Source organism: Lentzea sp. NBC_00516 (assembly GCF_036346835.1).
GTDB lineage: Bacteria > Actinomycetota > Actinomycetes > Mycobacteriales > Pseudonocardiaceae > Lentzea > Lentzea sokolovensis.
Genome location: NZ_CP107840.1, coordinates 7,971,064 through 7,993,314 on the forward strand (window position 1 = coordinate 7,971,064; position 22,251 = coordinate 7,993,314).

Below are 22,251 nucleotides of genomic sequence, written 5' to 3' on the forward strand. Positions count from 1 at the left end.
TTCGGCGCATCGACGCTACCGGTGTTCGGTAGCTTGGCGGCCAATCAGTCAGCAAGGTTCACCCGTTCCGGGGTGGATCTGTGCCTTGGGGAGGCTCGGCAAGTGCACGGCATGAGTCTGGTTCTGAGCGCTGCGGTCGAAAGCAGCATGACCGGCACCGCTGCTGGTCCCGTGGGTCTGATCGCGGTGACGGCAGGCGTCGGTGGGCTGGTGTACGGCCTGGTGAAGCGGCGCAAGCCGGCCCCGATCGTCGCGGCCAACCAGCGCATCGACCTGGTTCGCCAGGACGCCGCCCAAGAGTGATCCGGCTCCGCACTGATCGAGCTGGTCTGAGAAGATTTCGTTCGTGTCCACGGAGAACGCGCCTGTAGAAGCTGTCAAGCGCCCCCGCGTCCTGTCCGGCATCCAGCCGACGGCCGGGTCGTTCCACCTCGGCAACTACCTGGGTGCGGTGCGGCAGTGGGTGGCTCTGCAGGAAGCGCACGACGCGTTCTACTGCGTCGTCGACCTGCACGCGATCACCGTGGAGCAGAACCCGAAGGAACTGCGGCAGAACACGCGTGTCTCGGCCGCGCAGCTGCTCGCGCTGGGCATCGACCCGGATCGGGCGACGCTGTTCGTTCAGTCGCACGTCCCCGAGCACGCCCAGCTCGGCTGGGTCATGCAGTGCATGACCGGCTTCGGCGAGGCGGCGCGGATGACGCAGTTCAAGGACAAGTCCGCACGTCAGGAGCAGTCCGTCGGCGTCGGCCTGTTCACGTACCCGATCCTGCAGGCCGCGGACATCCTGCTGTACCAGGCGCACTACGTGCCGGTCGGCGAGGACCAGCGCCAGCACCTGGAGCTGACCCGCGACCTCGCGACGCGCTTCAACTCGCGTTACGGCAAGACGTTCCGCCTGCCAGAGGCGTACATCGTCAAGGACACGGCCAAGATCTTCGACCTGCAGGACCCGACGGCGAAGATGAGCAAGTCGGTGCCCGGCGGTGTCGTCGAGCTGCTGGAAGACCCGAAGCGCTCGGCCAAGAAGATCCGGTCCGCCGTGACCGACACGGGCCGCGAGGTCCTCTTCGACGTCGAGAACAAGCCGGGCGTCTCGAACCTGCTGACGATCTACTCGGCCCTGACCGGCCGGACGGTCGAGTCGCTGGTCACCGACTACGACGGCAAGGGCTACGGCGACCTGAAGAAGGACCTCGGCGAGGTCTTCACCGAGTGGGTCACGCCGGTGCAGGAACGCGTGAAGATGTACCTCGACGACGTGGCGTCGCTGGACAAGATTCTGGCCGCCGGTGCCGAACGCGCCCGTGAGGTCGCCTCCGGCACGTTGCGCCGCACGTACGAGAAGATCGGCTTTGTTCTGCCTGAGTAGTGCAAGTGCACTAGCTTCTTACGCGTGGACAAGTGGCGGCGGAAGTACGCGTGGCTCGACCACATCATGCTGGCCTATGAGCGCTTCACCGAGAGATACGGCACGCACTACGCCGCCGCGGTGACGTACTTCAGCGTGCTGTCGCTGGTGCCCATCCTGATGATCGGCTTCGCCATCGCGGGTTTCGTGCTCCAGTCGCAGCCGGATCTGCTGGCTGAGCTGCGCGGGGCCATCACCGAGGCGGTGCCGGACCCGAACCTGAGCAAGCAGCTCAACGACGCCGTCACCACCGCCCTGGAGTCCAAGGGCACGGTCGGCATCATCGGCCTGATCGGCGCCGCCTACTCCGGTCTCGGCTGGATGGGCAACCTCCGCGACGCCCTGACCGCGCAGTGGGGCCACGCGAAGGAGAACCTGCCGTTCCTCGGCACGTTGTGGCGCGACCTGCTGGCGTTGGTCGGTCTGGGCCTCGCGATCGTGCTGTCGTTCGGCATCACGGCGCTGGGCACCGGGTTCGCGGAGCTGATCCTGAGGTGGATGGGGCTGGAGAACGCCGGCTGGGCGCACGTCCTGCTGCGGATCGGCACGATCATCCTGTCGCTGCTCGCGAACTGGCTCGTGTTCCTGTGGGTGCTCTCGCGGCTGCCGCGCAAGCCCGTCGGGTGGCGCAGCGCGATCCGCGGGGCGTTCGCCGGAGCGGTCGGGTTCGAGGTCCTGAAGCAGACGGCGACGATCTTCCTGTCGTTCACGACCAAGTCGCCGACCTCGGCCGCGTTCGGGTCCGTCATCGGTGTGCTCGTGTTCGCGAACCTCGTGGCGCAGTTCGTCCTGTTCATCACGGCCTGGACGGCCACCGCGAAGGAGAACCGCGAGCCCGAGGTCGTGAAGGCGCCCCCGCCCGCGGTGATCGCGCCCGTGGTCTCGGTGCGGTCCGGACCTTCGCCGTCGTTGATGCTCGGCGCCGGCGCGGTGGCCGGTGCGCTGCTCGGCCTCCGGTGGCGCCGCAAGTAGCGTTCAGAACGAGAACGGCCCCAGCGCGAGTGCGCTGGGGCCGTCTTCTCAGGTGTCTCAGACGCCCTGTGCCGCCTGCGCGGCCTGACGGCGTGCCCTGGCAGCCTTGGCGCGCTTGCTGCGGATGAAGAGCACCAGACCGGCCAGCAGGCCGAGGACCGCGACGGCCGTGATGGGCAGGCCGACGGTGCCGAACGCGGTCGGCGTCGGGCGGCCCGTGCGCGGGTCGGTGACCGCCACGTCCTGGGCGTCGGCGCTGTCCTGGGTGGGGACGACGTTCGGCTTCGGCTGCGGGGCTCCGTCGACGAGCTTGCCGACGCCGCCGGGGCCCATGGCGAAGCCGTAGTCGAGCAGCTTCGAGGCCTGGGCGTCGACGCGCGTGGGCGTCTGCTGACCGCGCAGCAGGACGACGACGAGACGGCGGCCGTTGCGTTCGGCGGCGCCCACGTACGTGTGCTGGGAGTCGTCGGTGAAGCCGGTCTTGCCGCCGAGCGCGCCCTCGTAGTTCGTGAGCAGGCGGTTGTCGTTCTGCAGCATGATCGTGCCGCCGTTGCGGCCGGGGAACTGCGACTGCTGCAGCTTGATGGCCGAGGAGAACTCCTCGTACTTCATCGCGCCGCGGAAGATCAGGCCGACGTCGTAGGCCGAGGTGCTGGTGCCGGGGGCGTCGAGGCCCGACGGCGTCACGGCGCGGGTGTCGAGGGCGCCGAGCTCCTTGGCCATGGCGTTCATCTTGCGCAGGGCGTTCGGCACGCCGCCGAGCTGACGGGCCAGCGTGTGCGCCACGTCGTTGCCCGAGGTGAGCAGCAGGCCGTGCAGCAGCTGGCGGACCGTGTACTGGCCGCCGTCCTTCAGACCCACGCAGGTGCATTCCTGCTGCGTGTCCTCAGCGCTGGCGGTGACGACGAGGTCGCCCCGCAGTTCCTTGGCGACGACCATCGCGAGCAGCACCTTGATGACGCTGGCGGGACGCTGACGGCCGTGCGGGTCGTACGCGGCGATGACAGCGCCGCTGTCCATGTCCGCGAGCAGCCACGACGCCGCGGTGATGCCGCTGGGCGGCTGGCCGGAGTTCGGCGGCAGGATCAGGCCGCACTCGCCCAGCCGGTCGCCTCCGATGGGCTTTTCCGGCACCTCGAGCGCTAGCGGGGCCTTCTGGCCGGGCGCCGGCTGTTCGGACGTGTCCACCGGTGGAGGTGGGGTCTCGCGGTTCTCACACTGAGCCGAGCCGGCGGCCTGCTGTGCGGTGCTCGTCGGTGCGGCGAACGCGGCTGTGGCCGTTGCTAGGACCAGGGCGACGATGAGCCGTTTTGGGAAGGGCACACGTTCAGGCTATCCACCCCCGTTTAGCCGCTTGCACGCACCACGTCTGATACTGGTCGGTGTGAAGCTCTCGCGCCCGATGTCACTCTTCCTGGTGGCTTTCGGACTGTGGTCGTGGGTGATCTGGCCCACTTTCCTGAAGAACATCTGGAACGACCCCCGTTCGTTCAGCGACGGACCTACCGCGTTCTTCACGGTCCACCTGGTGCTCGTGATCGCCTCGCTCGTGTTCGGCACCGTCATCGGCGTGCTGGGCGTGCGGGGATTCCTGGCCACTCGACGTCGATAAGGAAAACGCTGTGGAGTTCGTACGCCTGCTGCTGGTGTTCCTGCACCTGCTCGGCATGGGCATGCTCGTCGCGATGATCATGTTGCAGGCCAGGGCCGGCAAGGACGCGCCGGTCAACAAGGGCTGGCTGCACGGCGCGGCCTTGCAGCTGCTGACCGGTGTCGCACTGGTGGCCATCGATCCGCTGGTCGACTCGGTGAAGTACGACCACGTCAAGATCGGCGTGAAGCTGCTGGTCGTCGTGGCCATCGCCGCCGTCGTGGCGATCAACGTCAGCAAGCCGAAGGCCCCGTCCTGGCTGCTGCCGACCGCCGCGTCGCTGGTCGTGTTGAACGTGGGCATCGCGGTCTTCTGGACCTGATCGGGGGATGTCACCGGCTCTGGCGGGTGATGTGGGCGCACTTTTGACCCGACCCGCTGTACTCGCGCGCAACCATCCGTGGCATGTCACGTATCGCCTATATCGGTGTGCTCGCCGCCGGGGCAGTGTTGACGCTCGTCTCACTGCACGGTGCCGCCCCGGAAGCTTCGGCCTCCGGGGATGGCCAGGTGTGCGCCGCTGCGTGGTGCCCGAAGGTACGCCCAGATTGGCGTGCGCCGTCGCCGAGAGGTGAAGAGCCTCCGACGTCGACCACGACCACCCCGACGACAACGACCACCACCCCTTGCACGACGACCACGACCACCGAGAAGCCGCCGGGTTCGACGAACTCGACGACCACCACCACGACGACCACGACGACGACCTCGACGTCCACGAGCACGACCACGACGACGCCGGGTTCGACCACGTCGTCGACCACGACGACACCAGGTTCGACGACGTCGACCACGACCTGGACGCCGCCGGACTCGACCACGTCGACGACGACCACACCGCAGACCACCACACCCCACACGACGAAGCCGCTGGTCGCGACTCCGCCGGTGGCGAAGCCCCCGGTCCACCAGGACAACCGCCTGGCCAACACCGGCGCCTCCACCACGTGGCTGCTCCTGCTCGGCGTGCTGCTCCTCGTAGGCGGCACGGCTCTGATGCTGCTCGACCGCGCCAGGCGACCTTCCCGGCGCTGATTCCCGAAAACTGTCGGTGTCCCTCGTCACACTGGTGACGTGCGAATCGAACACCTGCGCGAACGCAGCGATCTCGGCGTGATCAGTGCCGGCGCCCTGAAGTCACTGGGCGTCACCAATCCGTGGCGACGATGTACCGCGGGCGGGCCGTGGCAGCGCATGTACCCAGGAGTGGTGCTGCTGCACAACGGCCCGCCCACCCCGGACCAACAGCTGACCGCGGCCCTCCTGCGCGCAGGCCCAGGAGCCGTGGTCACCGGAGCAGAAGCCTGCCGCCGCCACGGCCTCCCCACTCGCGCCCCGGAAATCCACGTCCTGGTCCCAGGCACGGCCCGAGGCAGCGGCACCCTGATCCTCGAACGATCATCACCCATGCCCGCGTCCTCAGACGTGGGCGGCTACCCGGTGGTGTCCGCGGCCCGAGCCGTGGTCGACGCCTGCCGCTTCCTGCGCTCCGAGGACGAGGCCACCGCCCTGATCGCAGCCGCCGTCCAACGAGGCCGCTGCACCCCACAGGACCTCCGAGCGGAGGCCCGAACCAACCGCTTCGGCACCAAGCTGGTCCGCACCGTCCTCCGCGAACTGGGCCGTGCCGAATCCGTGGCAGAACGGGACGCCCGCCGCCTCTCCCGTCGAATCCGCCTGACCACACCCCACTGGAACGCCACGATCACCAGCGCCGACGGCGTGCTCATCGGCAGACCCGACGCCTGGTACGACGACGTGGGCCTGGCCTGGGAGATCGACTCAAAAGCATTCCACTACGGCCCGCGCGACTACGAACGCACCCTCGCCCGCAACAGTCGTTACGCGGCAGCGGGAATCCTCGTCCTGCAAACACTCCCGACCCGCCTGCGGAACGAACCGGACGCGGTGGCATGCGAACTGAAGGCCGCACACAAGGCAGCCGCGGCAAGACCCCGCCCACCGGTGCACGTAGTGGAGGCACAAGGCGCCTGAACGTCCAAACGCGACCAACGCACGCAAGGTGACGCAAGCACGGCAGGCGACCACTCCACTCACTGGACGCGACGGACGCCCGCAAGCCGACCCGCACGGCCGAGCCTGCCAACGCAAAACGACCCGCGCGGTGCCGCCAGGCGCGGCCCCTCGCAAAGCAACCACGTACGAAGCCTGGCGTGGCGATGCGAAGCGAGCCGTCTGAACCTTCAGGGCCAGGTAGCGGTGCACCCCGCTCACGGCGATTGGGGCTTGACCTTGAGGGGCTGGGTGCCACCCTGTCTGGGCTCGGCCGGGGCGCTCTTCACCCCGGCTTTTGAGGCCGACTACGCGCCCAGCTAGAGGCTCAAGGTCAAGCCCCAATCGCAACCCCGCACTTCGTCACTACCCGCGCGCCCACCCTCGCAAGGCGACCACTCGCACGGAACGCGACCAACCCCGCTGGAACGCGACAAACCAACGCAAGCCGACCCGCACCCGCCCACCCAGGACATCACCCCGCCAAACGGCGAAGCGCCGCGCCCCCAACGGGAACGCGGCGCCTCAACCAGGCCCAAAACCATCAAACGCGCTTGAACAGCAACGCCCGCTTGACTTCCTGAATCGCCTTGGTCACCTGAATCCCACGAGGACAAGCATCGGTGCAGTTGAACGTGGTCCGGCAACGCCAAACACCATCGATGTCGTTGAGGATGTCGAGCCGCTCCTCAGCACCCTCATCCCGAGAGTCGAAGATGAACCGGTGCGCGTTCACGATCGCCGCCGGGCCGAAGTACGAGCCTTCGGACCAGTAGACCGGGCACGAGGTGGTGCAGCAGGCGCACAGGATGCACTTCGTCGTGTCGTCGAACCGTTCGCGGTCGGCGGCGGACTGGATGCGTTCGCGCGTCGGCTCGTTGCCGTAGGTGACGAGGTACGGCTTGACGGCGCGGAACGCCTCGAAGAACGGCTCCATGTCGACGAGCAGGTCCTTGTGCACCGGCAGGCCCTTGATGGGCTCGATGGTGATCGTGGTGTGCTTGTCGCCCTTTTCGAGCAGGTCCTTCAACAGCACCTTGCACGCCAGGCGGTTCACGCCGTTGATGCGCATCGCGTCCGAGCCGCAGATGCCGTGCGCGCACGAGCGGCGGAACGTCAAAGTCCCGTCCACGTACCACTTGATGTGGTGCAGCAGGTTCAGCACGCGGTCAGACGGGAGCGCGGGGATGTCGAACGAGTCCCAGCGCGGCTCGTCGTCGAACTCCGGGTTGAACCGGCGGATCTTGACGGTGACTGTGACAGCGCCGTCCGGAACCGCCGGCTGAGAGCCGCGCGAGCCTGCAGTGGTTTCAGCGGTGGCGGTCATCAGTACTTGCGCTCCATCGGCTTGTACCGGGTAAAGGTCACGGGCTTGAAGTCCATGCGGATGTCCGCGGTCAGACCGTCGCCCTGCTTGTAGAACATGCTGTGGCGCATGAAGTTCGTGTCGTCGCGGTTCGGGTAGTCCTCGCGGGCGTGACCGCCGCGGGACTCCTTGCGCTCCAGTGCGCCGTGCACGAGCACCTCGGCCAGCTCCAGCAGGAAGCCGAGCTCGACGGCCTCCAGCAGGTCCGTGTTGAAGCGCTTGCCCTTGTCCTGAACGGAGATGTGCGCGTAGCGCTCCTTCAGGGCCTGGACGTCGTGCAGTGCCTTCTTCAACGTGTCCTCGGTGCGGTAGACGGACGCGTTGGCGTCCATCGTGGCCTGCAGCTCGGTGCGGATGTCCGCCACGCGCTCCTGGCCGTGCTCCGACAGCGCCAGGGCGACCTGGGCCTCGACCGACGCGGCCGGGTTCTCCGGCAGGTCGACGTGCGCCTCACGCGACAGCGCGTACTCCGCCGCGGCGATGCCCGCCCGGCGGCCGAAGACGTTGATGTCCAGCAGCGAGTTCGTGCCCAGGCGGTTCGCGCCGTGCACGGACACGCAGGCGCACTCACCCGCGGCGTAGAGGCCCGGAACGACGTTGTCGTTGTCCCGCAGCACTTCGCCGTGGATGTTCGTCGGGATGCCACCCATCGCGTAGTGCGCGGTCGGGTACACCGGGACGGGCTCGACGACCGGGTCGACCGCGAGGTACGTGCGGGCGAACTCGGTGATGTCCGGCAGCTTCGTCTCCAGGACCTCGGCACCGAGGTGCGTGCAGTCCAGCAGCACGTAGTCCTTGTTCGGGCCGGCGCCACGGCCTTCCAGCACCTCGAGGGCCATCGAGCGGGCCACGATGTCGCGCGGCGCCAGGTCCTTGATGGTCGGGGCGTAGCGCTCCATGAACCGCTCACCCGAGGCGTTGCGCAGGATCGCGCCCTCGCCGCGGGCACCCTCGGTCAGCAGGATGCCGAGACCGGCGAGGCCGGTCGGGTGGAACTGGTAGAACTCCATGTCCTCCAGGGGCAGGCCCTTGCGGAAGACGATGCCCATGCCGTCGCCGGTCAGCGTGTGGGCGTTCGACGTGGTCTTGAAGACCTTGCCGAAACCACCGGTCGCGAACACGACGGACTTGGCCTGGAAGACGTGGATCTCGCCGGTCGCGAGCTCGTAGGCGACGGCGCCGGTGCAGACCGGGCCGTTCTCCGTCTCGGTCAGGCAGATGTCGAGCACGTAGAACTCGTTGAAGAACTCGATGCCGTGCTTGACGCAGTTCTGGTAGAGCGTCTGCAGGATCATGTGGCCGGTGCGGTCGGCGGCGTAGCAGGCGCGGCGCACGGCGGCTTCACCGTGGTTGCGCGTGTGGCCGCCGAACCGGCGCTGGTCGATCTTGCCCTCGGGCGTCCGGTTGAACGGCAGGCCCATCTTCTCGAGGTCGAGAACGGCGTCGATCGCCTCCTTCGCCATGATCTCGGCGGCGTCCTGGTCGACCAGGTAGTCGCCGCCCTTGATCGTGTCGAAGGTGTGCCACTCCCAGTTGTCCTCCTCGACGTTGGCGAGGGCGGCGCACATGCCGCCCTGAGCCGCGCCGGTGTGCGAACGCGTGGGGTAGAGCTTGGTGAGCACCGCGGTGCGGGCGCGCTGGCCGGACTCGATCGCCGCGCGCATTCCGGCACCACCAGCGCCGATGATGATCACGTCGTACTTGTGGAACTGCATTGTGGTGGGCTCCCCGCGCGGGTCAGTTCGAGATGTTCGGGTCGAAGGTGAAGATCACGAACGTGCCGAGCGAGATGATCAGGACCATCGACACGTAGAGCAGCATCTTCAACCAGAACCGGGTGGAGTCCTTGCGGGCGTAGTCGTTGATGACCGTCCGCACGCCGTTGCCGCCGTGGATCTGCGCGAGCCAGAGCATCGCGAGGTCCCAGAACTGCCAGAACGGGGACGCCCAGCGGCCGGCGACGAAGCCGAAGTTGATCTTGTGGACGCCGCCGTCGAGGATGTTCATGATGAACAGGTGGCCCAGGACCAGGACCACGAGCAGCAGGCCGGAGAGGCGCATGAACAGCCAGCTGTAGAGCTCGCCGTTGCCGCGGCGGGCCGCGGGACGGCGCGGCTGGCGGGGCTTGTCGAGTGCGAGTGACATGGTCAGTGACCCCCAACCAGGTCGGAGATCGTGCGCTCCATCATGAAGTAGAAGCCGGGGATCATCACGACGACCCAGACGGCCAGCACGGTCCAGAGCATGACCCGCTGGTACTTGGCGCCCTTCTCCCAGAAGTCGACCAGCATGACCCGGATGCCGTTCAACGCGTGGTAGAGCACCGCGCCGACGAGGCCGACCTCGAAGAGGTTGACGATCGGGTTCTTGTAGGTCTCGATCACCGCGTCGTACGCGTTCGGTGACACCCGCACGAGTGCGGTGTCGAGCACGTGGGTGAAGAGGAAGAAGAACGTGAGGACACCGGTGATCCGGTGGGCGACCCAGGACCACATGCCCAGATCACCGCGGTAGAGCGTCCCACCCCCTCGGGTGGTGCCCGACCGCTCGGGTGCGCCTGCGCTGGTCATGCGCCGCGACCTCCAACGTCAGTGGTGGTGGGTCGGCAACAGTTCTTCCCGACCATGACCGGAAAATCCTAGTCCCGCACGTCGGAACCGACCCAGCAGGCGCACCCGCTCTGTGATCGATGAGACACGCTGTCGATCCACCAAGCGGTCTTGATCGATTCCGAAATGCGGTCCACGCCACAAAACGGCACAAGAGGACGGCGGCCAGGACCTCCGCCTTGGTCCGGGCCGCCGTCGTCGGCAAGGGCACTTGCCATCCCGTACACGTCGGGAGGCCCGCGGCCGGTTCAACGCCGGGCGGAACTGGGCCGTTCGGACGAAGATCGGGACGAGGAAGCGGTCGAAGAGGAGTTTTCGCCACGCGCCGAACACGAGTGATCACCACTGGTACGGCCAAAGCGTCGAATGCGTAACCGATAGGGGTCTTTGTAGGTGCTGACGGCAACGAGGTTGGTTACTAAGAGGTACGGTGCCGCGTCTAGGACCCAACAACGTCGTTGGGGAGGAACCTCAGGGAGGAGACGAGCCGTGCGTCGTCGTATGCGGGGTGTCGCGGTCGCCGCGATCGCGTTGACCAGCGTGATGACTATGGCCGCCTGCGCGAAGGACTCGGGTGGCGGCAACACCAGCTCGGGCACGGGTACTGGTGCCGCTTGCGAGTTCGCCGAGGCCCCGACCGCGCCTGCCACTTCGAACACCAGCGCCGCCAACGGTGACAAGGTGGACGCGAGCACGCTGAAGGTCGGTCTGGCCTACGACATCGGTGGCCGTGGCGATGCGTCGTTCAACGACTCCGCCGCCGCCGGTCTCGACAAGGCGCTCACCGACTTCGGTGTGAAGAAGGAGAACACGCGCGAGCTGTCCGCCGCCCCGAGCGAGGACGAGTCGGCCAAGCAGACCCGTCTGCGTCAGCTGGCCTCCGAGGGCTTCAGCCCGATCATCGGTGTCGGCTTCGCCTACGCCGAGTCGATGAAGCTCGTCGCCGCGGAGTTCCCGAACGTCAAGTTCGGCCTGGTCGACTCGGCCGTCGACGGCGCCGCGAACGTCACGCCGCTGGTGTTCGCCGAGCAGGAGGGCTCCTTCCTGGCGGGCGTCATCGCCGCGTACCAGAGCAAGAAGTGCCACGTGGGCTTCGTCGGCGGCGTCGAGATCCCGCTGATCCAGAAGTTCGAGGCCGGCTACATCCAGGGTGCCAAGGCCGCCGCGCCGAAGATCCAGGTCGAGAAGAAGTACATCACCCCGGCCGGTGACTTCACCGGTTTCCAGGACGCCCCCAAGGGTCAGGAAGCCGCGAAGGGTCAGATCGACAAGGGCGCCGACGTCATCTACCAGGCCGCGGGCGCGTCCGGTAAGGGCATCTTCTCGGCCGCCAAGCAGGGTGGCGTGCTGGCCATCGGCGTCGACTCCGACCAGTACAACCAGGCGACCGTCGCCGACACGAAGGACGTCATCGTCTCCTCGATGCTCAAGCGCGTCGACGTCGCGGTCTACGACTTCATCAAGGCCGTCGCGAAGAACGACCTCACCTCGCTGCCGAAGGTCTTCGACCTGAAGGTGGACGGTGTCGGCTACGCCACGTCGGGTGGCAAGATCGACGCGAAGCTGCAGGGCATCCTCGAGGGCTACAAGGCCCAGATCATCGAGGGCAAGATCAAGGTCGCGGACAAGCCGTAGTCCGTCTGCCGTTCAAGTCGTTTGCACGTTGCCGGGCCCTGTGAGGATCTGCCCTCACAGGGCCTGGTGCGTGGTAGGAGGAGCACTCGACGATGAGCAGTTCCACGTCCGCACGGACGGACGATCCCCCCGCGGTGGTGCTCACCGGCATCACGAAGCGATTCCCCGGTGTGGTCGCCAACAGCGACGTGCACCTGACCGTCCGCCGTGGCGAGGTACATGCCCTGTGCGGTGAGAACGGCGCGGGCAAGTCCACCCTGATGAAGATCCTCTACGGCATGCAGCCGCCGGACGAGGGCACCATCGAGGTGAACGGCGAGCAGGTGCGGTTCCGCACCCCGTCCGACGCCATCAAGGCCGGCATCGGCATGGTGCACCAGCACTTCATGCTGGCCGACAACCTCACCGTCCAGGAGAACGTGGTCCTGGGTGCCGAGGCTCTGCACGGCATCGGTAAGAAGGCCCGCGCGCGCATCATCGAGCTTTCCGGCAAAACCGGGCTCAACGTCGACCCCGGCGTCCTGGTCGAGCAGCTCGGCGTCGCGGACCGGCAGCGCGTCGAGATCCTCAAGGTGCTCTACCGCGGCGCCAAGGTGATCATCCTGGACGAGCCCACCGCCGTGCTCGTGCCGCAGGAGGTCAACGAGCTCTTCGACACCGTCCGCGGCATGCAGGAGCAGGGCTACACGTTCCTGTTCATCTCGCACAAGCTCGACGAGGTCCGCGCGATCGCGGACTCCGTCACGGTGATCCGCCGCGGCACGACCGTGGGCAGCGCGGACCCGAAGACCGTCAGCTCCCGGCAGCTCGCCGAGATGATGGTCGGCAGCGAACTCCCCAGCCCGGAGACCCGCGAGTCCACCGTCACCGACACGGTCGTGCTGGACGTCAAGGGCCTCAAGCTGATGACGCCGGACGGCTCGCGGCCGATCCTGGACGACGTCGACATGGTGGTCCGCGCCGGTGAGGTCGTCGGCATCGCCGGCGTCGAGGGCAACGGCCAGACCGAGCTCGTCGAGACGATCATGGGCATGCGCAAGGCCGGCAGCGGCACGATCACGTTGCAGGACAAGGACCTCACCAAGCTCGGGACGCTGGCCCGGCGCGAGGCGGGAATCGGCTACGTGCCGGAGGACCGCCACCGCCACGGCCTGCTGCTCACGCAACCCCTTTGGTACAACCGGATCCTCGGCTACCAGACCCGTCAGCCCACGGCCAAGGGCATCTGGCTCGACACCGACGGCGCGAAGAAGGACACCGAGCGGATCGTCGCGGACTTCGACGTCCGCACGCCCGGCATCGACGTGCCCGCCGCCGCGCTGTCCGGCGGTAACCAGCAGAAGCTCGTCGTCGGCCGCGAACTGTCCGGCAACCCCGTGCTGCTGATCGCCTCGCACCCGACCCGCGGTGTGGACGTCGGCGCGCAGGCGTTGATCTGGGACGAGATCAAGCGCGCTCGTGCCGCCGGTCTCGCCGTGCTGCTGATCTCCGCCGACCTGGACGAGCTGATCGGCCTGTCGGACACGATCAAGGTCATGCTGCGCGGACGCCTGGTGGCCGACGCCGACCCGAACACCGTCACGCCCGAAGACCTCGGTAGCGCTATGACCGGTGCGGGCAGCACGAGCGCAGCGGTCCAGGAGACCGCTGTCGTCGAGGAAGGCGAGAACTGATGGGACACCTGCGCGGCAAACTCCTGCCGCCCGCGTTGGCGATCGTCTTCTCACTGCTGTTGTGCGGCGTGGCGCTCATCATCTCCGGCGCGAACCCGCTCAGCGCGTTCGGTGCGATGGTGACGCAGGTCGGCAAGGGCACGACGTTCGTCGACATCCTCAACTCGACGGGCATCTACTACATCGCGGCGCTCGCGGTGGCGATCGGGTTCCAGATGAACCTGTTCAACATCGGTGTCGAGGGCCAGTACCGCGTCGCGGCCGTGGTCGCCGCGGTCGTCGGCGGCTCGATCGCGCTGCCCACGGGCATCCACACGATGGTGATCATCATCGTGGCCGCGATCGCCGGTGCCGCCTGGGCCGCGATCCCCGCGATCCTCAAGGTGACGCGTGGCGTCAACGAGGTCATCTCGACGATCATGATGAACGGCCTGGCGATCGGCCTGTCCGCATACCTGATCCGCCGGGACGTCTTCGGTGAGCTGCGGGGCAACAACATCCGCACCGCCGAGATCCCGGAGAGCGGCTGGATGCCCGGCATCTCGTTCGGTGGCGGCGGCACGATGTTCGGCTTCATCTTCGTGGCCATCGCCCTCGGCATCGGCTACTGGGTCATGATGAACAAGACCCGGTTCGGCTTCGAGCTGCGCGCGTCCGGCGAGTCCTCGACCGCCGCGTCGGCCGGTGGCGTCAACGCCAAGAAGATGGTGCTGGTCTCGATGTTGCTCTCGGGCGCCATCGCGGGCCTGATCTCGCTGCCGGAACTGCTCGGCCGCGACCACACCTTCAGCCTGAACTTCTCCGCGGGCATCGGCTTCTCCGGCATCGCGATCGCGCTGCTCGGCCGCAACCACCCCGGTGGCATCGCGTTCGGCGCGCTGCTCTGGGCGTTCCTCGACAAGTCGGGCCTCGCGCTCGACAACGTCGGTGTGCCCAGGGAGATCGTCACCATCATGCAGGGCTCGATCGTCCTGTCGGTCGTCGTCGCCTACGAGGTGGTGCGTCGCTTCGAGCTCGCCTCGGAGCAGCGTCGCGTCGGCCGTGAGCTCGGAACTGTCGGAGGTGCCGCGTGATCTCGACGTTGGAAGAGAAGCCGCACATCCCGGCGGCGCCCCGCAAGCGCAAGGTTCCCGGCTGGGCCGTCGCCATGCTCGGTGTCGCGGGCGCGATCGCGTTGCTGTCGATCACCTCGTACCAGACCGGTTTTCCGCAGCTGACGTCGTCGGGCACGACCCAGACGGCGGTCCGGCTCGCGCTGCCGATCCTGCTCGCCGGTCTCGGCGGCCTGTGGGCGGAACGCGCCGGCGTGGTCAACATCGGCCTCGAGGGCATGATGATCATGGGCACCTGGGGCGCGGCGTGGGCCGGCTACCAGTGGGGTCCGTGGGCCGGTGTCATCGCGGCGATCGTGTTCGGTTCGCTGGGTGGCCTGCTGCACGCGATCGCCACGGTCACGTTCGGCGTCAACCACATCGTCTCCGGTGTGGCGATCAACCTGCTCGGCGCCGGTCTGACGAAGTACCTGTCGACGCTGATCTTCCTGCCGGTGTCGCACAACCCGCGCCAGTCTCCGCCGGTCGCGCCGTTCGACACGTTCTCGGCGGCGGGCCTCGGTGACTGGCTCGGCGGGCTCGAGGCGGACCAGCGCCTGTTCATCTCGGACGTCGCGGGAATCCTGCGCGGCCTCGTCACCGGCGTCTCGCCGCTGACGATGCTCGCGATCCTGCTGCTGCCGCTGTCGTACTGGCTGCTCTGGCGCACCCGCTTCGGCCTGCGCCTGCGCTCGGTCGGCGAGAACCCGCACGCCGCGGACTCGCTGGGCGTCAAGGTGTACTTCCACAAGTACGTCGCCGTGATCGTCTCCGGTGGTCTCGCCGGCCTGGGTGGCGCCGCGCTGGTGCTCAACCCCGGTCAGCTGTCCTATCTGGAGGGTCAGACCGGCGGCCGCGGTTACATCGGCCTCGCCGCGATGATCTTCGGCAACTGGCGGCCCGGTGGTCTGCTGGGTGGTGCGGCGCTGTTCGGTTACGCCGACGGCCTGCAGCTGCGTTCGGGCGGCGAGACGGTGCTGGCGCTGGTCTACGGCGTGGTGCTGCTGCTCGGCGTGATCGTGGTCTGGCAGCTCATCCGCCGGAAGTGGTTCTCGGCGGCGGCGGCGATCGTCGTGGCCGTGCTGATGTACCTGCTGTACATCAGCCTCGACGAGATCCCCAGCGAGTTCGTCTCCTACGCCCCGCACATGGTGACGCTGGCCGTGCTGGCCGTGGCATCGCAGCGCTTGCGAATGCCGGCGGCCGACGGTCTGGTGTACCGCCGTGGCTGAGGTCGACTGGGACCTGCTCAGGGCACGGGCGGTGGAAGCGGCGTCGTTCGCCCACTGCCCGTACTCGGGGCTGCAGGTCGGATCCGCGGCGCTGTGCGACGACGGCCGCATCGTCGTGGGCTGCAACGTGGAGAACGCCTCGTACGGCGTGGGTTTGTGCGCCGAGTGCGCGATGGCCGGTCAGTTGCAGCTCACGGGCGGCGGCCGGTTCGTCGCGGTGGCCTGTCGGTCCGGTGCCGGTGATCTGCTGATGCCGTGCGGCCGTTGCCGTCAGGTTCTCTACGAACTGGGCGGTCGTGACTGCCTGGTGGACACGCCGTCCGGCATCCTGCCGATGTCGTCGGTGCTGCCGGACGCGTTCGGACCGGAGGATCTGCCATGAGCTTCTCTGCCGTGGACGTCATTCGCGCCAAGCGCGACGGCGCTGCTCTGTCGGACGAGCAGATCGACTGGGTCATCGACGCCTACACGCGCGGCGCCGTCGCGGACGAGCAGATGTCCGCGCTGGCCATGGCGATCTTCCTCAACGGCATGACGTCGTCCGAGACCGCGCGCTGGACGCAGGCGATGATCTCGTCCGGCGAACGGCTCTCGCTGCACGTCGACCGCCCGACCGTGGACAAGCACTCGACGGGCGGTGTCGGCGACAAGATCACGCTGCCGCTGGCGCCTCTCGTCGCCGCGTGTGGCGCTGCCGTGCCGCAGCTTTCGGGCCGCGGTCTCGGCCACACCGGCGGAACCCTGGACAAGCTGGAGTCGATCCCCGGCTGGCGGGCCGCACTGTCCACTTCGGAGATTCTTTCGCAGTTGTCCTCGGTCGGCGCCGTGGTTTGTGCTGCCACTGAAGGACTTGCTCCGGCCGACCGCAAGCTCTACGCGTTGCGGGACGTCACCGGAACCGTCGAGGCGATTCCGCTGATCGCGTCCTCGATCATGTCGAAGAAGATCGCCGAAGGCGCCGAGTCCTTGGTGCTGGACGTGAAGGTCGGCTCCGGCGCGTTCATGAAGGACCTGACCTCCGCACGTGCGTTGGCCGAGGCGTTGGTGGCCATCGGTGTTCAGCACGGAGTGCGGATCTCGGCTCTGCTGACCGACATGTCCGTGCCTCTCGGACGGGCTGTCGGCAACGCGGTCGAGGTGGCCGAGTCCGTCGACGTGCTGCGCGGCGGTGGACCTGCCGACGTCGTGGAACTGACCGTCGCGCTGGCTTCCGAAATGCTGTCGCTGGCCGGGATTTCCGTTGACCCGGCCAAGGTGCTCGCCTCCGGTGAGGCGTACGAGGTGTGGGCGCGGATGATCCGTGCCCAGGGCGGCGATCCCGATGCCGCACTGCCCGTTGCCTCGCACAAGCACGTGGTCGTGGCGCCTGCCTCCGGCGTGCTGTCCACTTTGGACGCTTACGGCGTCGGTGTGGCGGCGTGGCGGCTCGGTGCCGGCCGCGCGCGCAAGGAGGACCCGGTGCAGTTCGGTGCCGGCGTGCTCTGCCTTGCCAAGCCGGGGGATTCCGTCGAGGCGGGCCAGCCGTTGCTGGAGCTGTTCACCGACACCCCGGACGCGGTCGACGGTGCTTTGCAGGCGCTGGAAGGCGCCTACTCGGTCACCGACTCCGCGCCGGAGCGTTCACCGCTGGTGATCGACACCATCCGAGGCTGAGGCCTCTAGTTGACGAGCGAGCCCGCCAGGGGCGACCTGTCCTGCTTCCACAGCACGCACAGGACCTCCTGGCGGCCTGGCGACGCGGCGTCGTTGTAGGCCTCCCACTCCTTCTGCGTGGGCACGAGGCCGGTGAAGCCGAGGACCTCCTTGGAGTTCGGCTCGACGACCTTGAACTGCTCGGTGCAGTAGTTCTTGGTGAAGTCGGCGAGCCACTGCGTGCCGGGGTAGGCGATGTCCTTCGGCTTGTCCCACAACGGGGTCGCGGCGGAGAAGAGCTGAATCCCGTGCGGCCCGCTGCACGGCACCTCGGTCCGCACCGGCGACCCCTGCGTGAGGAAGTCCTTGGCGCACTGCGTGCCGGAGAGGTTCCACTCGGGCACGTCACCCCCGCGCCCGAACGTGGCGATGCGCCGCGACGGCAGCGGAGCACCCACCGGCAGCGACGCGGCGTCGGTCCACTCGGTGGAGTTCTCGCTGGTCTGGCTGGTGCTCGGGCTCGCGTTGTTCGTCGTCGAGTTCTTCGGCTTGAAGACCTGGTACCCGGCGAATGCCACACCGGCGAGCACGGCGATCCCCACGACCACGGCGGCGATCTTGACCGCTGCGCCCTTCTTCTTGCCGTCGTTGTGGTGCGGCAACGAGACCTGCGTGGCGCCCTGGCTGATCGCGGCCAGCATCTGCCGCGCCTGGGGCGCGGTCAGCCGACGCGCCACGTCGACGGTCAGGAACCCGCGGATCACCTGTGCCAGTGCGGGCGACGCGCGATGCAGCACGGGCGGCTCGTTCATGACCGCGTGCAGCGTCGACGCCGTGGAGGTGCGTTCGAACGGGCTGATGCCCTCGACCGCGTGCGCCATCGTGACGCCGAGCGCCCACAGGTCCGACGCGGGCGAGGCCTCCCAGCCGCTGAGCCGGTCCGGCGACATGTACGCGGGCGAGCCGACGATGCCCCCGTTGTGCGTGAGCCGGGGGTCGTCCACGGCTTGCGCGATGCCGAAGTCGGTCAGCTTCACGGCACCGTCCGGCCGCACCATGATGTTGCTGGGCTTGACGTCCCGATGCACGATGCCGGCCTGGTGCGCGGTCTCCAGCGCGCCCAGCACCTGCAGTGCCACGTTCGCCATCCAGGTCGAGTCGCGAGGCCCGTGCCGTTGCACGATGGTGGAGAGGTCGAGCGCGTCGACCAGTTCCATCGCGAGGTAGGTGCGGTCGTTCTCGCGGACGATGTCGTAGACCGTCACCACGGCGGGGTGGTTCAGCCTGCCTGCGGTGCGTGCCTCGCGGAGCATGCGCTCCTCCAGCACGGTGCGCTCCGCGGCTGCCATGCCCTGCGGCGGGTGCAGCTCCTTCAGGGCTACCGCGCGGCCGAGTACCTGGTCTTGGGCGCGCCACACGATGCCCATCGCACCGCGGCCGAGCTCCGCGAGCAGTGCGTAGCGGTTGGCGACAAGTCGCTGTTGCTGCACGGACTATCCCTTCTGGACGCCCCCAGATTCCGGCGAGCATAACGACGGCCGTGTGAGCGCTCTCGTCATGGTCACGTGTGTCACGCCGCGTTGGTTCACTGTGATGGCGTCGGCGGGGCGGTCAGACGAGGTCGTCGGGGAGCTCGTCAGACGCTTGCGCCTCATCCGTTGCTTCATCGACTGACTGCTTCGTTCGGTTTTGTGAGGTCGTCCAGGAGCGCTTGCGGAGGCCTGATCTGCTGCCAACGATCGGATTCACGGTGATGCCGTCGTCTGATTCAATGAATGAGACGCAGTAGTAGGTGAAATCGGGAAAGAAGAAGGTCCCGATTTCGACCTCCTTGAACTCGATGAGTTTATGTATGTTTTCGAGGTCGTGGTGGGCTGTGTTCTCGGTGTGGTTCAGTTCGACCGGCGCTGCCTCTCGGGCAAGCTGTCGTTGTGGCTTCGGCTTGGGGGGGTGCGACAAGTGTATTATCGGCTCGTCGACGTCCCGGACTTCCTGTTGGCGTATTTCTTCGCTTATTGTTTCACCAATTTCGCCGAGTTGATCTGCGAGCCATTTCATTGCAGACGTGCCGCTGGATGACTGACTTGTTCGGCCGAGTTGAATCAGATTGGCGGCTCTTCTTGCGATTTCCTCTTGTGTGTTTGTAGGAACCTCGCTGGGCATTTCTGATCTCGCGAGTGAGGGTGTGCGAAGCTCTCCTGCGGAGATTACCTTCAGCCAGGCCGAGATATGGTCCTGCCATTCCCAGGCGCGTGATTCTCCTGATCCTCGCATGGTCATGTACGAGGTCGACTGCATCAGCGCCGCGCCGTGCCTCAACTGCGAAAGTGTTTCCCTGTCGTGCAGTAAGCGTGCGTGATGCAGTGCTTGAAGCTGGGGCACAAACCCGGTCAACCCGATTCGGGCAACGATGCCGCCATCGACGAGATCGACCGCGCCGAGTATTGCGTGATAAGCGGCCTCGTCCAGGGACGACTTCCACAGGTCGACGGTCGCGCGCCACTGCGGCAAGGGTTTGTCGGTGGCGAACATTTCCGTCAGCGGGGCGCCAACGCCGGAGAGTGGCTGCTGGATTCGCAGCAACACCAGGTTGGCGGAGTAGGTGCCCATCGAGCGCAGCCCGTCGAACGGCGTCGGCCGGTAGTCCCCGAAGCGCCGCGACGGCAGCCTGCCGCGGTACCCGGTCAGCAGGACGTCCAGCGTCTGCCGGATGCGATCGAGTTCCACGGGATCGAGCTCCGCGAGCTTGTCCTGGACGAACTTCAGCACCGGCTGCTGGATGGCGAGAGGCTGATGCGACAAAAGTGCGAACAGGAGGTCGTCCTCCGGCGCGTGCCGAACCCGGCGGCCGAAAGCACCTTCTGCCACGTCACGAAGGGCATCGACGACGCGGTCCGCCACGAGGTACTCCGCGAACGTGGCGTGCAGGAACTCGTAGCTGCGAATGGTCTCGGTGGCTTGTGCTTCCGGGCTGTGGATGAAGAAGAACTCCGCGAGCAGCCGCTTTCCTGACGTGTTCGCTTCCAGCGTCTTCAGGTCGTCGCTCAGCTCGGGTTCGGTGATGTCCTGACGGCCTCGGTTGAACATGCCGAGTGCGACGATGGCGAGCGTTCGGAGTTGCTGGTCGACCGCGTCTTCGAACGCTTGGCCCTGAAGCTTGCTGCCTTCGCGCTTGACGATCTCGCGCCGCGCGAAGTCGTCGAACAGTCGTCCGTAGAGATCAGCCGACGAGAGTTCGTCCTCCGCGTCAGTGCCGCGGTTGGCTCGGTAGAGCGTCAGCATCAGCAGCAGCAACGGTTGTGAGGCCAGGTGCCGGTGGGTCAACGCCCACTGGGCGGACATCTCCGGCAGCAGGGCGCTGGTGTTGGCGTCGTTCCAGTTCCGCACCCACTCGCTGATCTGGTCGTCGCTGAACTCCTCCAGCTTGATGACCGAGGTGGTCTGGGGGACCTTGACCCTGTCGGCGACCAGTGTCCGAGAGGTGACGACCACTGCCACCGGGAACCCCATGTCCGCCTCGCGGCGCTGGAACTCCGCGATTCTGACGAGGTAGTCGGTGCGGTCGCTGGTGCTGGCCTGCAGCAGCTCGTCGAGGCCGTCGAGCAGCAACACGCGTGTGACGCCGGTGCTCTGTTCAACCAGGTCCGCCCACTGCACGCGCCCGTGTGTCGACTGGTTCAGCGCCTCCTGCACCTGGTCGGACAGGAGAGCGTTGGCGTCAACGTGGCGAAGGGGCACGCACACGACCGTGTACTGCGAGGCAGGCAGCCGAGCGGCGATCATCTTCGTCACCAGGGACTTTCCCGCCCCAGGATGCCCGAGCAGCAGCAGTGGCGACGACGTCGCGTCGGCCGAGGTGAAGTGCCTGGCCAGTACGACGCACAGGTCCTCTGACACAGGCGTGTCCTGCCACCAGTCCTCGCTGCTGATCCTGGCGGTCGAAAGCGCGGTCGCGACGCGGCAGTCCGGTTTGACGAAAAGAGCCTCTACGGACGGGAAAGGGGTGTCGAAGCCGTAGCCGTCCGTGTGCAGGTCCAGCACGGGGGCGCGCAGGACGCCGGCGTTCACACGGCGCATCGCCGAGCGTGTGTCCCGCGCCTGGGGTGCTGATCCCGCTACCTGGGAGAGCAGCTGTTCGAGGCTGCCCATCGCGGAGCGAGTAGCGGCGTGCTCCATGCTGTTCGACCAGATGGCGAACTCGGGAACTCGCCCGGAGAATTCCAGATAGTAGCTTTGGTACTTTTCTCCGGCCGTTTGTCTGATTTCGAACAGAGATTCTCTGAGTTCGTCCTGCCTCTTGGGTTCGATCAGCTCGTCCAAGACATGTCTGATGTAATTGAACGTCCTGCGGTATAGTCCGGCGGCCCAGAACTGCACAAGTGGCACATTCTCGTAGAATCCGATCGCGGCGGTGGGTATAGGAACAGCGATCTTGTACAGGGCGCGGACGGTTGACTCTGATTCTTCCGCAGAGGCGCCGGCGAGTTGGAGCTTGTAGCGGTCGGCCACTGCGGCCTCCGCGTAGAGGGCGCCCAGCGGAGAAGCCGCGACCGCGTCGAAGAAGGCGCTCATCACCAACGCGGTGTGGGCGGCGATCACCAGTTGCCGGCGTTCCAGGCCCGCGGTGTCGGTGAGCCGCGCGGCAGCACCGTCGAGAGCGGTGCGGAGAAGGCCGGTGCCCTCGTTCTTCTGGTCGATCCATCCCCACATCGGCGAGATCGGGGAGGCGTCAGGGGCGAGTCCGGTCGCGAGAACGATTCCACCGACCAGGCCGTTCACCTTGTCGAGCCACGGTCGGTCGTAGTGGCCGAGGATCTGCAGTGCGCCGCGAAAGGTGATCGGCGGGTGTTTCATGGCCGTGGATCTTAGCTTTGTGACGTCCAAAACGGACCATGCTCGCGGAAGATTACAAGGCAGAGAGAATTCGGTCGTAAACGCAGAACGGCCCCGGAGCAGCAGCTCCGGG

21 protein-coding genes are annotated in these 22,251 nt (G+C 67.1%); 13 read left to right on the top strand and 8 right to left on the bottom strand.

Annotation, left to right across the window (positions count from 1 at the left end):
* The first annotated feature begins 111 nt into the window (after positions 1–111).
* Genes OG205_RS36830 through yhjD form a run of 3 tightly spaced genes read left to right on the top strand, consistent with a single transcriptional unit; the run spans position 112 to position 2,383 of the window.
* Complete coding sequence (locus OG205_RS36830; RefSeq protein ID WP_330272457.1) at positions 112–303, top strand: hypothetical protein; 192 nt, start codon at positions 112–114, stop codon at positions 301–303.
* Positions 304–346: 43 nt separating this feature from the next.
* Positions 347–1,372, top strand: a complete 1,026-nt coding sequence (trpS, locus tag OG205_RS36835) for a tryptophan--tRNA ligase (RefSeq protein WP_330272458.1) — start codon at positions 347–349, stop codon at positions 1,370–1,372.
* Between the two features lie 24 nt (positions 1,373–1,396).
* Positions 1,397–2,383: an inner membrane protein YhjD gene (yhjD, locus tag OG205_RS36840; RefSeq protein WP_330272459.1), complete on the top strand. Its 987-nt coding sequence runs from the start codon at positions 1,397–1,399 to the stop codon at positions 2,381–2,383.
* 57 nt (positions 2,384–2,440) lie between these two features.
* Here yhjD and OG205_RS36845 read toward each other — a convergent pair whose 3' ends face one another.
* Complete coding sequence (locus tag OG205_RS36845; RefSeq protein ID WP_330272460.1) at positions 2,441–3,706, bottom strand: D-alanyl-D-alanine carboxypeptidase family protein; 1,266 nt, start codon at positions 3,704–3,706, stop codon at positions 2,441–2,443.
* A 61-nt stretch (positions 3,707–3,767) separates the two neighbouring features.
* Here OG205_RS36845 and OG205_RS36850 point away from each other — a divergent pair, with 61 nt between their 5' ends.
* Both OG205_RS36850 and OG205_RS36855 read left to right on the top strand, forming a co-directional pair.
* Complete coding sequence (locus OG205_RS36850; protein ID WP_319975045.1) at positions 3,768–3,995, top strand: SCO4848 family membrane protein; 228 nt, start codon at positions 3,768–3,770, stop codon at positions 3,993–3,995.
* A 10-nt stretch (positions 3,996–4,005) separates the two neighbouring features.
* Positions 4,006–4,356, top strand: coding sequence for a hypothetical protein (locus tag OG205_RS36855; protein ID WP_319975046.1), 351 nt, complete (start codon positions 4,006–4,008; stop codon positions 4,354–4,356).
* Between the two features lie 97 nt (positions 4,357–4,453).
* Here the strand turns inward: OG205_RS36855 and OG205_RS36860 are convergent, their stop codons facing one another.
* Positions 4,454–5,023, bottom strand: coding sequence for a hypothetical protein (locus OG205_RS36860; RefSeq protein ID WP_330272461.1), 570 nt, complete (start codon positions 5,021–5,023; stop codon positions 4,454–4,456).
* Here OG205_RS36860 and OG205_RS46855 point away from each other — a divergent pair.
* On the top strand, positions 4,992–5,069 hold the full coding sequence (locus OG205_RS46855; protein WP_406601764.1) for a hypothetical protein: 78 nt from the start codon (positions 4,992–4,994) through the stop codon (positions 5,067–5,069). The genes OG205_RS36860 and OG205_RS46855 overlap by 32 nt on opposite strands.
* Positions 5,070–5,108: 39 nt before the next feature.
* The gene (locus OG205_RS36865; protein WP_330272462.1) at positions 5,109–6,029 is read left to right on the top strand and encodes a hypothetical protein; all 921 of its coding nucleotides are present in this window, start codon (positions 5,109–5,111) and stop codon (positions 6,027–6,029) included.
* 562 nt (positions 6,030–6,591) lie between these two features.
* Here OG205_RS36865 and OG205_RS36870 read toward each other — a convergent pair.
* From OG205_RS36870 to sdhC, 4 genes are read right to left on the bottom strand one after another with little or no spacing between them, the layout of a single operon-like run.
* Positions 6,592–7,374 carry a succinate dehydrogenase iron-sulfur subunit gene (locus OG205_RS36870; protein ID WP_330272463.1) on the bottom strand — a complete coding sequence of 261 codons (783 nt, stop codon included), beginning with the start codon at positions 7,372–7,374 and terminating at the stop codon, positions 6,592–6,594.
* The gene (gene sdhA, locus OG205_RS36875) at positions 7,374–9,128 is read right to left on the bottom strand and encodes a succinate dehydrogenase flavoprotein subunit (protein WP_330272464.1); all 1,755 of its coding nucleotides are present in this window, start codon (positions 9,126–9,128) and stop codon (positions 7,374–7,376) included. Before sdhA ends, OG205_RS36870 begins: the two co-directional genes overlap by 1 nt.
* A 22-nt stretch (positions 9,129–9,150) precedes the next feature.
* A complete protein-coding gene (locus tag OG205_RS36880; RefSeq protein ID WP_285643312.1) occupies positions 9,151–9,558 on the bottom strand; it encodes a succinate dehydrogenase hydrophobic membrane anchor subunit in 408 nt (135 codons plus the stop codon).
* 2 nt (positions 9,559–9,560) lie between these two features.
* Positions 9,561–9,983 (bottom strand): succinate dehydrogenase, cytochrome b556 subunit, encoded by a 423-nt coding sequence (gene sdhC / locus OG205_RS36885; RefSeq protein ID WP_093591546.1) that lies wholly within the window; start codon positions 9,981–9,983, stop codon positions 9,561–9,563.
* Between the two features lie 540 nt (positions 9,984–10,523).
* On the opposite strand from sdhC, the gene OG205_RS36890 reads away from it, so the two are divergent.
* The 6 genes from OG205_RS36890 (at position 10,524) to OG205_RS36915 (ending at position 17,306) form a co-directional block, all read left to right on the top strand.
* Positions 10,524–11,657, top strand: a complete 1,134-nt coding sequence (locus tag OG205_RS36890; RefSeq protein WP_330278308.1) for a BMP family lipoprotein — start codon at positions 10,524–10,526, stop codon at positions 11,655–11,657.
* Between the two features lie 92 nt (positions 11,658–11,749).
* Positions 11,750–13,330 carry an ABC transporter ATP-binding protein gene (locus OG205_RS36895; protein WP_330272465.1) on the top strand — a complete coding sequence of 527 codons (1,581 nt, stop codon included), beginning with the start codon at positions 11,750–11,752 and terminating at the stop codon, positions 13,328–13,330.
* Positions 13,330–14,403, top strand: coding sequence for an ABC transporter permease (locus tag OG205_RS36900; protein WP_330272466.1), 1,074 nt, complete (start codon positions 13,330–13,332; stop codon positions 14,401–14,403). The genes OG205_RS36895 and OG205_RS36900 overlap by 1 nt, the downstream gene beginning before the upstream one ends.
* Positions 14,400–15,653: an ABC transporter permease gene (locus tag OG205_RS36905; RefSeq protein ID WP_330272467.1), complete on the top strand. Its 1,254-nt coding sequence runs from the start codon at positions 14,400–14,402 to the stop codon at positions 15,651–15,653. Before OG205_RS36900 ends, OG205_RS36905 begins: the two co-directional genes overlap by 4 nt.
* Positions 15,646–16,035 carry a cytidine deaminase gene (locus OG205_RS36910; protein WP_330272468.1) on the top strand — a complete coding sequence of 130 codons (390 nt, stop codon included), beginning with the start codon at positions 15,646–15,648 and terminating at the stop codon, positions 16,033–16,035. The genes OG205_RS36905 and OG205_RS36910 overlap by 8 nt, the downstream gene beginning before the upstream one ends.
* Positions 16,032–17,306 carry a thymidine phosphorylase gene (locus OG205_RS36915; RefSeq protein WP_330272469.1) on the top strand — a complete coding sequence of 425 codons (1,275 nt, stop codon included), beginning with the start codon at positions 16,032–16,034 and terminating at the stop codon, positions 17,304–17,306. The genes OG205_RS36910 and OG205_RS36915 overlap by 4 nt, the downstream gene beginning before the upstream one ends.
* A gap of 5 nt (positions 17,307–17,311) precedes the next feature.
* Here the strand turns inward: OG205_RS36915 and OG205_RS36920 are convergent, their stop codons facing one another.
* Both OG205_RS36920 and OG205_RS36925 read right to left on the bottom strand, forming a co-directional pair.
* Positions 17,312–18,775, bottom strand: a complete 1,464-nt coding sequence (locus OG205_RS36920) for a serine/threonine-protein kinase (RefSeq protein ID WP_330272470.1) — start codon at positions 18,773–18,775, stop codon at positions 17,312–17,314.
* 121 nt (positions 18,776–18,896) lie between these two features.
* Entirely contained in the window at positions 18,897–22,139 is a 3,243-nt protein-coding gene (locus OG205_RS36925; protein ID WP_330272471.1) for an NACHT domain-containing protein, read from the bottom strand.
* Positions 22,140–22,251 lie beyond the last annotated feature (112 nt).